This window comes from Streptomyces montanisoli (assembly GCF_017813245.1).
Classification (GTDB): domain Bacteria; phylum Actinomycetota; class Actinomycetes; order Streptomycetales; family Streptomycetaceae; genus Streptomyces; species Streptomyces montanisoli.
In genome coordinates this window covers 41999-57716 of record NZ_JAGIQL010000013.1, presented here as the reverse complement: position 1 = coordinate 57716, position 15718 = coordinate 41999, and the positions used below count along the sequence as shown (strand labels likewise).

Genomic DNA, 15718 nt, shown 5'->3' with positions numbered 1-15718 from the left:
TCCCTCCGCTCACCGGGCCGAACCCTTCCGCCACGCGGCCCAGTCCATGTTCCAGCCGCTGAGCCCGTTGTCGGGCGCCACCGTGCGGTCGTCGGAGTTGACGACCTTCACCACGTCGCCGATGAGCGAGCTGTCGAAGAACCACCCCGCGGGTGTGGAGGAGCTGCCGCCCTTGACGTCCCGCAGGCCGATGCAGCCGTGGCTGGTGTTGCGCGATCCGAACGTGTCGGCAGACGCCCAGTAGTTGCCGTGGATGAACGTGCCCGACCGGGTCAGCCGCATCGCGTGCGGCACGTCCTTGATGTCGTACTCGCCGCCGAAGCCGACGGTGGAACCGTTCATGCGGGTCACGTCGTACATCTGCGAGATGACCATCTCGCCGTTGTACGTCGTCCTGTCCGGTGCGCCGGTCGTGACGGGGAGCGTGGCGAGCAGCCTGCCGCCCTCGCCGCGCACCTTCATGGTGTGCGCCGCCGCGTCGACCGTGGAGACCTGGGAGCGGCCGATCGTGAAGGCGACCGTCTTCTGCTGGGTCCCGTACACGCCGGGCGCCGCCTGGACGTCCCGCAGGTGCAGGCCGAGCGTGACCTTGGTGCCCGGCTTCCAGTACGAGCGCGGCCTGAAGTCGAGGCGCCGGTCGCCGAACCAGTGGCCTGCGATGTCGACCGCCGGGTCCGAGGTGACGGAGATGGCGCGCTGCACGGCCGCCCGGTCCTTGATCCGCCGGTTGAAGTCGATGGAGACGATCATGCCGGTGCCGACGGTGGCACGGTTCTCCGGCGTGAAGTACCCGATGAAGCGGTGGGCGGGCACGGTGGTGGTGAACGTGGTGTGCCGGGCGGCGCGCCTGCCGCTGTCGTCGACGGTGACGGCGTCGACGCCGTACTTGGCCGCGAGCGCCGGGTGCGCGCCGGGCAGCGGCGTCCAGCTGCGCCCGTCGGCCGAGACCTGGCCGGGCAGGTCGACCGGGTCGGCGGCCTCGATCTGCTGGACGGTGACGCGTTCGAGCCGCCCCTCGGGGACGGTGACGCGGATGCGGTCGAAGCGGCCCACGTCCTTGGCGCCGTCGCGTGGGGTGACACGGATCGAGTCGGCGGAGGCCGCGCCCGGCGCCTGGTCCTTGCCCGCACTGTCGGTGTGCCCGCCGTCGCACCCCGTGAGGCCCGCGAGGAGGGCGGCCGAGGCGAGTGCCAGGATGGCGGCGCGGGCTGCGGCCCGCTGCGTTAGCTGTCTCACGCCCCGCCCAACGACGCCGGGGGCCCGGGGAAACGTACCGTGACCCGGAGGGGCGTGAGGGTGGGTCCTGTGGAGGGAAGGAACAGGGGGAAGACCACGCGGACAGGGGTGCGGCGCGGGGACGCCGCGCACCGCCGCCCGCGTGGGCCGACGAGCCGCGGGAGGCCGACAGGTGGCGAGCGCAGCCGAGCAGGAGGAGTTGCGGGATCCGGCCGATGAGCCGGTGCGTGACCTCGCGACCGGGTGGCCCCCGTACGGGGACGGCACGGCGCCGTACGGGGATGGCGGGGCGTTCGGCGGTCACCTTCCGTACCGGCGCGGGCACGCCGGGTCGGTGTGGCCGGGCGCACCGGCGCCGCTCGGTGCCGAGTTCCGCACCGGCCCCGGCGGCGCGACGGGCACCAACTTCGCCCTGTGGGCGGGCGGCGCCGAGGCCGTAGAGGTCTGCCTCTTCGAGGACGGCGGCGAGGGCGACGGCGGGGGCAACCGCACTCGCGAGACCAGGTACGAGTTGGTGGAGCAGACGCACGGCGTGTGGCACGGCTTCCTGCCGGGCGTCGCGCCGGGTACGCGCTACGGCTACCGCGTGCACGGCCGCTGGGACCCGTGGACGGGCGCGCGCTGGAACCCGGCGAAGCTGCTGCTCGATCCGTACGCGCGCGCCGTCGACGGCGACTTCAGGCTGCCGCCCGAGGTGTACGGCCATGTGCGCGACTGGCCGCAGCAGCACGTCGCGGACACCGTGCGCGACGAGCGCGACTCGGCGCCGCACGTACCGAAGGGCGTCGTCGTGGCCGGCCGGGCGCGGGGCGGCGCGCCGGTGGACGAGGGGCGGCCGGGGACGCCGTGGGCCGACACCGTGCTCTACGAACTGCACGTGCGGGGGTTCACCGCGCGGCACCCGGGCGTGCCGGCCGAGCTGCGTGGCACGTACGCGGGCCTCGCCCATCCCGCGGCGATCGAGCACCTGCGGGGGCTCGGTGTCACGGCCGTCGAGCTGCTGCCGGTGCATCAGTTCGCGCACGAGGACCACCTGCTGCGGCGCGGCCTGACCAACTACTGGGGCTACAACTCGATCGGCTACTTCGCGCCCCACGCGGCGTACGCGGCGCACGGCACGCGCGGCGAGCAGGTAGCCGAGTTCAGGGACATGGTGCGCGCGCTGCACGCGGCCGGCATCGAGGTCGTCCTCGACGTGGTCTACAACCACACGGCGGAGGGCGGCGAGCTGGGGCCGACGCTGTCGCTGCGCGGCGTCGGCAACCGCGGCTACTACCGGCTGCAGCAGGACGCGCGCCGCTACGCCGACTTCACGGGGTGCGGCAACACACTCGACGTGATGCGGCCGCAGGCGCTGCGGCTGATCACGGACTCGCTCAGGTACTGGGTCACCGAGATGGGCGTGGACGGCTTCCGCTTCGACCTGGCGGCCGCGCTGGCGCGAGCCGCCCACGACGTGGACATGGCCTCGCCGTTCCTCACGGTGCTCGCGCAGGACCCCGTGCTCAGCGGCGTGAAGCTGATCGCGGAGCCGTGGGACGTGGGCGCGGGCGGCTACCAGGTGGGCGCGTTCCCGCCGCCGTGGGCGGAGTGGAACGACCGCTACCGCGACGCGGTGCGGGACTTCTGGCGCGGCGCCGCGCCCGACGTGCGCGACCTCGGCACCCGGCTCTCGGGCTCCAGCGACCTGTACGAATGGGGCGGGCGGCAGCCGTACGCGTCCGTCAACTTCGTCACGGCGCACGACGGTTTCACGCTGCGCGACCTCGTCTCGTACGAGCGCAAGCACAACGAGGCGAACGGCGAGGGCAACCGGGACGGGACGGACAACAACCGCGCCTGGAACTGCGGAGCCGAGGGCGAGAGCGACGACCCGGACGTGACGGCGCTGCGCCGCCGCCAGTCGCGCAACATGGTCGCGACGCTGCTGCTGTCGGCGGGCGTCCCGATGCTGGTCGCGGGCGACGAGATGGGCCGCACGCAGGGCGGCAACAACAACGCCTACTGCCAGGACAACGAGACCGGCTGGGTCGACTGGTCGCTGCTCGGCGACCCCGGCTGGGCGGCGCTGCACGCCCTGACCTCGCGGCTGGCGAGGCTGCGCGCCCAGCATCCCGTGCTGCGGCGGCGCACGTTCTTCACCGGCCGGCCGCGCACGCCTGACGGGCTGCGCGACCTGGCGTGGTTCACGGTGCGCGGCGAGGAGACGACGGAGGACGACTGGTACGCGCCGGCGTGCACGCTGGTGCTGTTCCTGTCGGGCCGCGACATCACCCGCCGGGACGAGCGGGGCCGCGAACTGGTCGGCGACAGCTTCCTCGCGATCCTGCACGCGGGCGCCGATCCTCAGAACGTGGGGCTGCCGGGTCCGCCGTGGGCGGACGCGTACGAGGTGGTCGTCGACACGTCGCTGGAGGACCAGGCCGGTGAGCCGGCCGTCCGGCATCCGGGTGGCACCACCCTCACGGTCCCGGCGCGCTCGGTGCTCCTGCTGCGCGCGCTGCCTGCGCCATACGACGGCGGATGAGCCGGGCGGCCCTGACGGGCCGGACCGTCAGGCGCCGAGGATGTGCCGGTCGTAGCCGACGGCCACCGCCGCCGCGCGGTCCCTGACGCCGAGCTTGGCGTAGAGGTGGGTGAGGTGGGTCTTGACCGTGGCCTCGCTGATGAAGAGGTCTTTCGCGATCTCGCGGTTCGACGAGCCCTTCGCGACGAGTTCGAGCACCTCACGCTCGCGTGCCGACAGCGGCTCGGCCCCGGGCGCGCTCGCCGGCGTGCGCACCCGGGAGACCAGGCGGGAGGCGACGGCGGGCGACAGGACGGCGCGGCCCTGGGCCGCGGCCCGCACCGCCGTGAACAGCTCCTCGCGCGGGGCGTCCTTGAGCAGGTAGCCGGTCGCGCCCGCCTCGATCGCGGGCAGCGTGTCGGAGTCGGTGTCGTACGTGGTGAGGACGAGGACCTTCGCACGCGCGCCTCTGCGGGCCAGCTCGGCGATGGCGGCGACCCCGTCGCCGCCCGGCATCCGCAGGTCCATCAGGACCACGTCAGGGTCGAGCCGCAGAGCCAGCCCGACGCCGTCGACGCCGTTCGACGCCTCGCCCAGCACCCGGAAACCGGGCGACGACTCGAACATCCCGCGCAGCCCGTCGCGCACGACGGGATGGTCGTCGACGAGCAAGAGCGTCACGGTCTCTTCGGCCTGTTCACCCATGGTGGACCAACGGTACGCGAGCGGAGACCGCTGTACCCCCTCCCTTCTCCGACTCGACGGTGAGGGATCCCGCGATCCGCTCGACCCGCGCGCGCATGCCCGCGAGGCCGAACCCTCCCGTCCCGGTGCGCTCCGGCACGTCGAGGAGGTCGAAGCCCGCGCCGTCGTCGCGCACGTCGAGCGTCACCTCGTCGCCCATGTAGGAGAGCGTGACCCCGACGCGCTCGGCGGCCGCGTGCCGGTCCGCGTTGGCGAGAGCCTCCTGCGCGACCCGCAGCAGCGTCGCCGCGACCTCGTCGTGCAGCTGTTCCTCGGTGCCGGTGACGGTGAACCGCGCGGCGACGCCCGTACGGTCCGACCAGGTGTCCACGGTCTTCTTCAGCGCCTCGGGCAGCGCGCCGTCCTCCAGGTCGAGCGGGCTGAGGTTCTGCACGGACCGGCGCGCCTCCCCCAGGCTGTGCCGGGCGAGCGCGGCCGCCCGCGACAGGTGCGCGTGCGCGACGTCCTCGTCGCTCGCGGCGCTGACGGCCTGGAGCTGGGCGATGATCCCGGCGAGCCCCTGGGCGATCGTGTCGTGGATCTCCGCGGCCAGCCTGCGCCGTTCGTCCGCGACGCCCGCCTCGCGCGCCTGGACGAGCAGTTGCGCGTGCAGCTGCGCGTTCTCCTGCATGGCGAGCTCAAGGCGGGTGTTGGCCGTCTCCAGCTGGCGGATCGTGTCCGTCCTCTGCTTGGCCTTCGCCACCTCCCTTTCCCCGAGGGCGGAGAAGATCGCCGCCATGCCGCTGTTCAGCACGATCAGCGCGCCGAACAGGATCCACACGGTGGTGGACCTCGGCGGCAGCCCGGACGCCTGCGACCCGGCGATCGTCACCGCGTTGACGAAGAGACCCACCCTGGTCATCCGGCGGGGCAGCATGCGGCTGACGGCCAGGTATCCGGTGTAGGCGTAGATCGCGTACAGCGGGTTGAACCAGGTCAGGGCGAAGGCGAGGGCCGTGCGGATCCAGTAGTGGGCCTGCTCGGCGGCCGACTCGGACACGGCCACCCGCCCGGGCCGCGCCCACCACAGCTCGAAGGCCAGCGCCACCGGCGCCACTCCGGCCGCCCCGTACACGTCGCCGCGGCTCATGAGCGCGGGGGCGACCGCGGCCGAGACGGCCGTCCCGACCCCGAAGAGCGTCAGCGGACCCCAGCGGAAGACCTGCTCCCAGCGCTCCTCGTGCAGAGCGGCGTGGCCTCTCATCCGGCCAGTCTCCCCCAGGCAGGGGACGGCTGACCAGGACCCGCCCCGTGACAGGAGCACCGCGGCGGCGGGCCGGGCGCGCTCCTGGCGGGTCACTGCCATCGGAACCAGCGGGCCGCGGCCGCCGTCAGCGCAATCGTCCACAGCGCGGTCACTCCCAGGTGGACGAGGCCGGGGAACGCGCCGCGCGCGGCCTGGTCGAGGGTCTGTGACGCGGCGCCGAGCGGCGTGTACTCGACGATCGTGCGCAGCAGGTGCGGCATGGTCTGGACGGGCAGCCAGACGCCCGCGGTGAACATCGAGGGGAACAGGGTGACAGCGCCCAGCGCCTGCGCGGCCTTCTCGTGCCGGGCGACCGCCGAGATCAGCAGGCCGAGCGATATGGCGCTCGCGGCGGCGAGGACCAGCGCGAGGAGGTATCCGCCGGGCCGGCCGGGCAGTGCCACGCCGAACGCGATCCGGCCGACCGCGACCGCGAGCAGCGCCGAGAACAGGGCGCCTCCGCCCAGCAGCACCAGCTGGGAGACGAGCATCGCGGACGGCCGGACCGGCGTGGTCGACATGCGGCGCAGGATCCCGCGCTCCCGGTAGCCGGTGAGGATCGGCGGCATGGCCTGCATCCCGGCCATGGTCAGCGCGAGCAGCACGGCGACCGGCACGTACAGGTCGATGACGCGGCGCCCGCCGAGGCCGGCGTCCGCCTCCCGGAAGCCGGGGATGAGGCCGAGGATCACCAGGAGGACCGTGGGCAACAGCAGGACCGACAGCGCGATGGACGGCTCGCGCAGGTAGAGGAGACGGGCCTCGGTCCGCAGGACGGCGGCGGCCGGGGACGGCCTGCGCCCGGCGGACGCGGTGGCGGTGGCGGACATGGTCACACTCTCTCTTCCGGGGTGTGGGGAGCGTTCGGCCGGCGGGCCGCGTCCTGGGCCTGCGCGGTGCGGTCCTGGGCCGGAGCGGTGCGGTCCTGGCCGGCCGTGATGTCGAGGAACGCGTCGTCGAGGGACGCCTCGGTGACCCGCAGCTGGCGGGCCGTGACGCGGTGGCGGGCGAGGAGCGTGATGACGGCGTTGACCGTGTCGTCGCTGCCGTGGATCACGACCCGGCCGCCGGGCGCGGCGACGGACATGACGTCGGGCAGCGCGTACAGCTCCGGCTCCGCCAGCGGCCGCGAGGGGGTGAAGGAGATGACGGTGGACGCGCTCGACCTGGCGATCAGGCCGGACGGCGTGTCGAGCGCGGCGAGCCGGCCCTCGTCGATGACGGCGACGCGGTCGCACAGCCGCTGGGCCTCCTCCATGAAGTGCGTGACGAGCAGCACCGTGACGCCGGAGTCCCGTATCTCCTCGATCAGCTGCCACGTGTCGCGGCGGGCACGCGGGTCGAGGCCGGTCGTCAGCTCGTCGAGGACGACGACGCGCGGGCCACCGATCAGGGCGAGCGCGATGAACAGGCGCTGTTTCTGGCCGCCGGACAGCTTCGCGAAGCGTGTGGTCAGCTTGGCGTCGAGACCGAGGCGGGACGCGAGCGGCCGCCAGTCGACAGGGCGGGGGTACAGCGCGGAGTACAGCTCCAGGGCCTCCCGCACGGTGAGCTTGGGCTGTAGCTCGCTCTCCTGGAGCTGCGCGCCCAGCAGGTGGGTGACCCGCTCGTGGTCGGCGACCGGATCCAGGCCCGCGACCCTGATCACGCCGCTGTCCGGTACGCGCAGCCCCTCCACGCACTCGACGGTGGTCGTCTTGCCCGCGCCGTTCGGGCCGAGGATGCCGAAGACCTCCCCCTCCTCCACGGTGAAGGACACCCCGTCCACCACGGGCCTGCCCCCGTACGCCTTGCGCAGGTCTCGCACTTCGATGATCGCCATACCTGAAACCATGCCGCCGGCGGCCCGCGCCGGGTATCCGCCAACGCGCTCGAACCGGCATCGTCCGATCGGTTGATGCGGCATCCACCGGTCCGCTCCGGGCGGCCGGGCAGCGGCCGGAAAAGCCGGTGAACGATGTCAGTGCCTCCCCGTAGGCTCAGTTGGATGTCCGAGAACCGAGAAGCAACGGGAAGACCACCGGCCGTGCGGACACTGCTGCGGCTGTGGCCGTACCTGCGCCCGGTGCGGCTGCGCATGTCCCTGGCCGCTGTGATCGCCATCGTGGCGTCCTGCCTCGGACTGGTCTTCCCCCTGGTGCTGAAGTGGATGGTGGACGGGCCGATCGCGCACCGCGACACCGGCGGCGTCTGGCGGGGCGCGCTGATCCTGCTGCTCCTCGGCGCCGCCGAGGCAGGCCTGTTCGGCCTGCGCAGATGGCTGGTGGCCCGCCCGCTCGCCGGGATCGAGGCGTCGATGCGCGCCGACCTCTACCGCCACCTGCAGCGCCTGCCGGTCGCCTTCCACGACCGGTGGCCGTCGGGCCAGTTGCTCTCGCGCGGCACGACGGATCTGATGCTGCTGCGCCAGTTCCTCTCCTTCCCGCTGATGTTCCTGCTGGTCAACGGCGTGACGATCGTGACGGGTTGCGTGATCCTGCTGCTGCAGGACTGGGCGCTCGGGCTCCTGCTGCTCGCGCCCGCGGTACCGCTGGTGATCCTCTGCTCGGTCTTCGAGTCGCGGTACGCGCTGGTGGCGCGGCGCGCGCAGGACCAGGTCGGCGATCTGACGACGGTGGTCGAGGAGGGCGTGCTCGGCATCCGGATCGTCAAGGGGTTCGGGCGCCACCGCAGCCAGACGCAGGCCTTCCGCGCTCTCGCGGCGAAGCTGCGGGGCACCGAGTTGGAGAAGGGCCGCCTGCTGGCCGGCATCTGGTCCCTCATCACGACCATCCCCGAGCTGGCGATCGGCGCGGCGCTGGTGTTCGGCACGTTGCGGGTGGCGGACGGCGGCCTGTCGGCGGGCACGCTCGTCGCGTTCCTCTCCACGGCGCTCGCGCTGCGCTGGCCGGTCGAGTCGATCGGTTTCATGCTCGCCATGAGCCAGGAGGCGGCGACCGCGGCCGAGCGGTTCTTCGAGCCGATGGACGCGCGGGAGGAGACGGACACCACGGAGGAGGACACCGCGGAGGAGACGAACACCGCGGAGCCGGCCGCGGCGGGGTGCGCGGCCGCGTCGGCCGAGGGGGGCCTGCGCTTCGAGGGCGTGTCCTTCCGCTACCCGGACGCGGGTCCTGACGCGCCGGCCGTGCTGTCCCGTATCGACCTGCACGTGGCCCCGGGCGAGACGATGGCGCTGGTCGGGGCGACGGGTTCGGGCAAGACGACGCTGACGGCACTGGTGCCGCGCCTGCACGAGGCGACGTCGGGCCGCATCACGCTGGACGGCGAGGACATCACGCTGATGCCGCGCGCACGCCTGCGCGAACTGGTGTCGGTCGCCTTCGAGGAACCGACGCTGTTCTCGGCGAGCGCCGGGGAGAACGTGCTGATGGGCGTCGGCGGCGAGGCCGGCGACGGGGATCTGGACCGCGCGCTCGACGTGGCGCAGGCGGGCTTCGTACGCGAGCTGCCGCGCTCGACGGACACCCAGGTCGGCGAGCAGGGGCTGAGCCTGTCGGGTGGCCAGCGCCAGCGGCTCGCGCTGGCCAGGGCGGTGGTGGGCAGGCCGCGCTTCCTGGTGCTCGACGACCCGCTCTCCGCGCTCGACGTCCATACCGAGGCGCTGGTGGAGGCCGCGTTGCGCCGCGTCCTGCGGGAGACGACGGCGCTGGTGGTGGCCCACCGCCCGTCGACGGTCCTGCTGGCCGACCGGGTCGCGCTGATCTCGCACGGCCGGGTCGCCGCGGTCGGCACGCACCAGCAGTTGCTGCGCGAGAACGCGGAATACGCCTGGCTGATGTCGGGCGAGGAACACGGCGGGCAAGCCGCCACCGTCGAGCCGCTTGCCGCCGCTCAGCCGCCGGCAGCCGCGGAACCGGCACGCGCCGGAGTGGGTGGCGGGCAGCAGCAGCGCGCAGAGGAGGAGGCCCGATGAGCACGCCGACGACCACGGGGCCCACCCCGGGCGGCGGGTCCGAGGCGGCCGCCGAGGACGCGGCCGCCCTGGCCGCCGCGGCCGCCCCCGCCGACGACCCGTTCGACCGGGACGCGCTGCCCTCTCCGCCCGGGGCGACGCGCACGCTGCTGCGCTCCCTCCTCGGCCCCGAGCGCCGGGGCGTCACGCTGACGGTCGTCATGCTGCTGCTCCAGCAGGCGGCGGCGCAGACCGGTCCGCTGCTCGTCGCGTACGCCATCGACCGCGCGGTGCCCGACCTTCGCCACGGCGAGCACGGCGCGCTGATCGCGGTCGGTGCCGGGTACGGGCTGTGCGCGCTGCTGTCCGGCTGGTTCCAGCAGTCCTTCATCAAGTCGTCGACGCGCGTGAGCCAGGCCGTCCTGTTCGACCTGCGGGGCAGGATCTTCCGCCACGCGCAGGCCCTGAGCGTCGACTTCCACGAGCGGTACACGTCGGGCCGGCTGATCTCACGGTCCACCACGGACGTGGAGTCGCTGCGCGAGCTGCTCGACGAGGGCCTTCAGGAGCTGGTCAGCGTCGTCGTGTCGTTCGTCTACATCTCCTGCATGCTGCTCTACCTGGACTTCGGCATCGGCGGCGTCGCCGTGGCGTCGTTCGTCCCGCTGTACCTGCTGGTGCGGCTCTACCAGCGCCGTGCGGAGCGGGTGTTCGGCCGCCGCTCGACCGCGATCGCGGCGGTCATCGTGAAGTTCGCGGAGACGCTGAACGGCATCCGGCCGGTCAGGGCGTTCCGTCGCGAGTCCGTCAACGACGCCGAGCTCGGCGTGCTGAACGGGCGCCACGAGCGCAGCAACGGCGACGCGCTGATCGAGATGGCCCGCTATGTGGTCGGTTCGCGCTTCGTCGCGAACACCGCCGTCGCCGGCATGGTGCTGTGGGGCGCGTACCGCGTCGCGGACGGCACGCTGGAGCTGGGCGTGCTGGCGGCCGCCGTGCTGTACCTGCGGCGTCTCTACGACCCGATCGACCGCCTCGGCATGTTCCTCAACGCCTACCAGTCGGCGTCGGCCTCGCTGGAGAAGATCGCGGGGCTCCTGGCGCAGGTGCCGAGCGTCCCCGAGGCGGAGCGGCCGCGCGCGCTGCCCGTACGCGACGGCGCCCTGCCCGGCCGCGAGGTCGTCTTCGAGGGCGTCGGCTTCGGGTACCGCACGGGCGGCGAGGTGCTGCCCAGGTTCACGCTGACCCTGCCCGCGGGCCAGACGGTCGCGGTCGTCGGCTCCACGGGGGCGGGCAAGTCCACGCTGGCGAAGCTGCTCGCGCGGTTCTACGACCCGACGGCGGGCCGCGTCCTGCTCGACGGCGTCGACCTTCGCGACCTGGACACGCCCGAGTTGCGGCGCGGCGTGGTGATGGTGACGCAGGAGGCGTTCCTGTTCTCGGGGACGGTCGCGGAGAACATCGCGATCGGCCGCCCCGACGCGACCCGCGAGCAGATCGAGCGGGCGGCCAAGGAGATCGGGGCGCACAACTTCATCGAGGGGCTGCCCGACGGGTACGACACGGACGTCCGCAAGCGCGGCGGCCGGATCTCCGCGGGCCAGCGCCAGCTGGTCGCGTTCGCGCGTGCCCTCCTCGCCGATCCGGCGGTGCTGATCCTCGACGAGGCGACGAGTTCGCTCGACGTGCCGGGCGAGCGGGCGGTGCAGCGCGCGATGGACACGGTGCTGCGTGGGCGGACGGCCGTGGTGATCGCGCACCGGTTGTCGACGGTCGAGATCGCCGACCGGGTCCTGGTGATGGAGCACGGGCGCATCGTGGAGGACGGCGCGCCGGCCGAACTGATCGCCGGCACCGGCCGCTTCGCCGACCTGCACCGCGCCTGGCGCGACAGCCTGGCGTAGTCGTAAAGCACCGTCCGCCGGCTACCCGGGTGACGGGTTTCCGCCCGGACCGGAGGCCTGCGCGTCGGTTTCCGCCGCCAGAGGCGTTCTGGCTGTGGCATCCGGCGGCGCCCCGGCACAGTGATGCGCGTCGAGAACGCTGTATCACGAAGGGGAACGACGGTGGAGATGAGCCGTGGCCCGCGCACCATGTTGCGCGGCAGAACCGTCCGCGTGGAATCCGGCACACGTCCGGGGGTGCGCGATGCGTAAGTGGTGGCCGCTCGTCGCGGTGAGCCTCGGCGCGTTCATGCTCCTGATCGACGTCACCATCGTGAACGTCGCCCTGCCCGCCATGGCGAAGGACCTCGGGACGTCGTTCAGCGGCCTGCAGTGGGTCGTCGACATCTACGCCCTGACGCTCGCCGCGCTGCTGCTGGGGGCGGGGACCGTCGCCGACCGTCTCGGCCACCGCCGGGTCTGCGTCGCAGGACTGACGATCTTCGCGCTGGCCTCGCTGTCGTGTGCGCTCGCTCCCTCGACAGCGGTCCTGATCGCCGGCCGGGCCGTGCAGGGCGTCGGCGCGGCGGCGATGTTCGCCACCACCATCGCCCTGCTCAGCACCACCTACCGCGGCAGGGACCGCGGTGTCGCGTTCGGGGTGTGGGGCGCGGTCAACGGGGCGGCCGCCGCCGCGGGACCGATACTCGGCGGGCTGCTGACGCAGCACCTGGGCTGGCAGTGGATCTTCGCGGTCAACGTGCCCGTGGCCGTCGTGGCCGTGGCGATCACCTGGCGCTCCATCGCCCCCGACCACGGCGGCCGCTCACGCGCGCTCGACCTGCCCGGCATGGCCGCCTTCACCCTGATGGCAGCGGCCGTCACGTTCGGGCTGATCCGCAGCGCCGAAAGGTCCTGGGGCGACTGGGAGGTCTGGGGTCCCCTGGTGCTCGCCGCGCTGTCGCTCGCGGCCTTCCTCGTCGTCGAACGCCGTACCGCGGCGCCGATGCTCGACCTCTCGCTGTTCAGAAACCGCGCGTTCGTGGGGTTCGTGAGCGGGGCGGCGCTGCTGTCGATCGGGGCGTGGGCGATGTTCCCGTACGCGTCGCTGTGGATGCAGGGCAGGCTCGGTCTGGGCCCGGTGTCCACGGGGCTCGTGATCATGCCGATGAGCGCGGTGTCCTTCGTGGTGCCGCTGGTGATGGGGCGGTTGGGGCATGGGGTGCGGCCGCGCCATTCGGTGACGTTGGGTCTGCTGTTCATCGCCGCGGGCTCGTTCCTGGAGGCCCGGCTCGACGCCTCGGCCACGGCGGGCGTGCTGATACCCGGCATGCTGTGCATCGGCCTCGGCGCGGGGCTCGCGCTGCCTCCGCTGTCGTCGGCGGTGATGGGCGCGGTGCCGCCGGAACGCGCGGGGATGGCCGGGGGCGCGCTGAACATGGCGCGGCAGCTCGGCCTGGCGATCGGGGTCGCGGTGCTCGGTACCGTCTTCTCGTCGGTGGCCGGGGACGGCGTCACGGGTTCGCGTGCGTCCGTCGCCTCGGGGCTCGACGCCGGTTACGCGGTGGCGGGTGGATGTGCGGTGGTGGGCGCGGCGCTCGTGTTCGCCCTCACGCGCCCCGGCCGCCACGGGGGCACGGCGCACGAGGAGGCGGCCGCCGCGGCCGCGAGGCGCGAACCGGCCAGGAGCGCCTGACGCCTGACGCCCGGCGGCCGGCCCTCCGGCGCCGAAGACGCGCGGGGCCCGGCACGGGCCGGGCCCCCGCGCTGGCTACGCTGGAGCCGGCACGTGTCCCACCGTGTCCCGCGTGTCCCGCCCTCACTTCCCAGGGAGCCTGTCCGTGCGTTCGTGGCGACGTTGTCTGGATCTCGCCGGGGTGCGGCCCGCCGGCCTGCGCGCCGACTACACCACCGCCGCGCGCTACCTGCGCCGCCGCGAGCCCGCGCTCTACGGCGTCGTGCGCGTCCAGTCGCCAGGCGGCTTCCTGCCGCACGCGCTGACGGGCGCGTCGATGCTCGGCTTCACGGACGACGTGTGCGACACGGGCACCCCGGGCGAGCGGCTCCGGCAGCTCGACGCGTGGACCGGGCACGTCACGCGGGCGCTCGACACGGGCGACTCGCACCATCCGCTGCTGCGGGCCTTCGTGCACTCGGCCGAGGCCGCGGCCCTGCCGAGGAAGTGGTTCGACAGCTACCTCGCGGGCACGCGGATCGACCTGGAGTTCCCCGGCTTCGCCGACGAGGCGGACTACCAGCACTACATCGACACCCTGACCTGGCCGGGCATCATGCTCAGCACCGGCCTCACCCCGCACCTCGTGCCCGACGACGCGTTCGCCGCCTCCTGCCGGCTGGTCGCCGACGCCTGCCAGCGCACCGACCTGCTCACCGACCTGACCGAGGACATCGCGGAGGGCCGGCTCGCGCTGCCGCTGACCGACCTGGAGCAGCACGGCGTGAGCCGCTCCGACCTGGAGCGCGGCCGCCCCACCCGCGGTGTGCGCGCGCTGGTGCTCGCCACCGCGGACAGGGCCAGGGCCACTCTGCTCGAGGCGGGCCGGGTCGTCGGCGAGGTCCCCGTCGAGTTCCGGCCGCTCGTGCGGGTCCTGCTCGGCCTCTACCACCACCGCCTCGACACGATCGGCGCCATGGGCGCGGAGATCGTCAGGCGCCCGGTGCGGGACGACCCGGTGGAGTGCCTGCGCCTGGTGGCGGACTCGCGCCGCGAGCCCCTCGCGCTCGGCCTGTCGGCCTGACGCGCCGTTGCCCGCCCCCGCCGCCTAGTTGGGGTTCTCCGCGTTGGTGAGGGTCTCCCAGGCGACGAACAGGTCGTTCGTCCCCGCGGGCCGCTGACGCTCGGTCAGCGCCTGGGTGCTGGTCATCGCGATGCCCTTGCGCGTGTGCAGCGCGTTGAAGCCGACCTCGGTGATCGGCCCGAGGCCGAGCTTGATCGACTTGCCCGGGCACAGCGTGGACGGCTGGGGCATGGCCCCGGTCTCCAGACGCGACTGGAAGCCGAGCGCCTGCCGCAGCCGCTCGCCGACCTGCGGGTAGAGGTCCTGCCCCTGGAGGCGCGCCGTCTCGTAGACGTGCCCGATGTTGGAGATGCCGTAGCCGGTGTGGGTGAAGTCGCGGCAGGTCTCCTGCGTCACGCCGGTCAGGGACGCGTTGAAGGTCGACTGCCCCTGCCAGTAGTCCACGATCTTGGCGCGGGTGTCGAGGTGCTGGCTCGGCACCGTCTTGGGCAGGCTGCCGTCCGAGGGCAGGTAGACGTAGGCGGCGGTGCGCGTCAGGTACTTGGAGATCGCCGTGTCGTAGTCCGCCTTGTCGTCGAGGTAGACGGAGATGGACACCGCCGCCTCCATCATCGTCAGCTCCCAGTTGCCGTTGGAGTTGGAGCCCTTGATGACGGTCGGCAGGTAGACGTCGCGCAGCATGGTGTCGAACCGGCCCTCGTTCGGCCAGTTCCCGTACACGTGCTTGATGATCTCGGCGGCCTTGGGCCAGGAGGCGCCCGCCCACCCCGTCTGGAGGGGCGCGTTGGAGTCGGTGTGCTCCTGGATGGTGGCCGACCAGGCGTCCATGAGTTCGATGGACTTCCGGGCGTACCGGTCGTCACGGGTGATGTACCAGGTGAGGGCGTCGGTGTACGCGGCTATCGCGTCCTGCCGCTCGTCGGTGCAGCCGTTGTTGGGGTGCGAGTACGAACCGCACTCGACGTCGGCGCGCGGCTTCGGCGTGCGGTCCAGGTCGGCGTACTTGCTCGCCGTCATCTGGTCGTAGGCGGACTTCCAGGGCTGTGCGCCCGCCCGGACCTTGGCGCGTACGAAGTCGAGTTGGGCGGTGTCGAGGTTGACACCCGGGTGAGTGAAGGCGGTGGGCGACGCGGCCACCGCCGGCGCGGCGGCGGGGCGGTGCGTGGCTCGGTGGGTGGCGTGGCCGGCCGGCGTGGCCGACGCGGGTGCCATGCAGAGGGCCGCGGTCGTGCCCGCGAGCGCTGTGGCGACCGTGACGAGTCGTGAGGTCTTTCCGGGACGCATGTGGGGGGTGCCTTCCGGTGGAGGGTGTCCCAACGCCGCCCGGGTCGCTGCCGATTGTTCATCGACATGAATGCCAGGCGGAGTTGTGAACGTGATGGCAGGAAGGTAGAGCGCCGCACGACGGCCGTCAAGGTCTGTACCTTTACTGGTTCGGCACGCGGCAGC

Annotated in this window: 11 protein-coding genes; 5 read left to right on the top strand and 6 right to left on the bottom strand. The window is 73.1% G+C overall.

Annotated features, from left to right (window positions below; translation table 11 throughout):
* Positions 1-9: 9 nt before the first annotated feature.
* A complete protein-coding gene (locus JFN87_RS05610) occupies positions 10-1236 on the bottom strand; it encodes a L,D-transpeptidase (RefSeq protein ID WP_209338760.1) in 1227 nt (408 codons plus the stop codon).
* A gap of 334 nt (positions 1237-1570) precedes the next feature.
* Here JFN87_RS05610 and glgX point away from each other — a divergent pair, with 334 nt between their 5' ends.
* Positions 1571-3763, top strand: coding sequence for a glycogen debranching protein GlgX (gene glgX, locus JFN87_RS05605; protein ID WP_372449187.1), 2193 nt, complete (start codon positions 1571-1573; stop codon positions 3761-3763).
* Positions 3764-3790: 27 nt separating this feature from the next.
* Here the strand turns inward: glgX and JFN87_RS05600 are convergent, their stop codons facing one another.
* From JFN87_RS05600 to JFN87_RS05585, 4 genes are all read right to left on the bottom strand, one after another.
* Positions 3791-4447 (bottom strand): response regulator, encoded by a 657-nt coding sequence (locus JFN87_RS05600; RefSeq protein WP_209338758.1) that lies wholly within the window; start codon positions 4445-4447, stop codon positions 3791-3793.
* A complete protein-coding gene (locus JFN87_RS05595; RefSeq protein ID WP_209338757.1) occupies positions 4440-5690 on the bottom strand; it encodes a sensor histidine kinase in 1251 nt (416 codons plus the stop codon). The genes JFN87_RS05600 and JFN87_RS05595 overlap by 8 nt, the downstream gene beginning before the upstream one ends.
* Positions 5691-5782: 92 nt before the next feature.
* Positions 5783-6562: an ABC transporter permease gene (locus JFN87_RS05590; protein WP_209338756.1), complete on the bottom strand. Its 780-nt coding sequence runs from the start codon at positions 6560-6562 to the stop codon at positions 5783-5785.
* A 2-nt stretch (positions 6563-6564) separates the two neighbouring features.
* The gene (locus tag JFN87_RS05585; protein ID WP_209338755.1) at positions 6565-7554 is read right to left on the bottom strand and encodes an ABC transporter ATP-binding protein; all 990 of its coding nucleotides are present in this window, start codon (positions 7552-7554) and stop codon (positions 6565-6567) included.
* A 165-nt stretch (positions 7555-7719) separates the two neighbouring features.
* On the opposite strand from JFN87_RS05585, the gene JFN87_RS05580 reads away from it, so the two are divergent.
* From JFN87_RS05580 to JFN87_RS05565, 4 genes are all read left to right on the top strand, one after another.
* Positions 7720-9648 carry an ABC transporter ATP-binding protein gene (locus JFN87_RS05580; RefSeq protein ID WP_209338754.1) on the top strand — a complete coding sequence of 643 codons (1929 nt, stop codon included), beginning with the start codon at positions 7720-7722 and terminating at the stop codon, positions 9646-9648.
* Entirely contained in the window at positions 9645-11531 is a 1887-nt protein-coding gene (locus JFN87_RS05575) for an ABC transporter ATP-binding protein (RefSeq protein WP_209338753.1), read from the top strand. The genes JFN87_RS05580 and JFN87_RS05575 overlap by 4 nt, the downstream gene beginning before the upstream one ends.
* A gap of 244 nt (positions 11532-11775) precedes the next feature.
* Positions 11776-13206 (top strand): MFS transporter, encoded by a 1431-nt coding sequence (locus JFN87_RS05570; protein WP_209338752.1) that lies wholly within the window; start codon positions 11776-11778, stop codon positions 13204-13206.
* 145 nt (positions 13207-13351) lie between these two features.
* Positions 13352-14269, top strand: coding sequence for a squalene/phytoene synthase family protein (locus JFN87_RS05565; RefSeq protein WP_209338751.1), 918 nt, complete (start codon positions 13352-13354; stop codon positions 14267-14269).
* Positions 14270-14293: 24 nt separating this feature from the next.
* On the opposite strand, the gene JFN87_RS05560 is transcribed toward JFN87_RS05565, so the two are convergent.
* A complete protein-coding gene (locus JFN87_RS05560) occupies positions 14294-15553 on the bottom strand; it encodes an alginate lyase family protein (protein ID WP_209338750.1) in 1260 nt (419 codons plus the stop codon).
* Positions 15554-15718 lie beyond the last annotated feature (165 nt).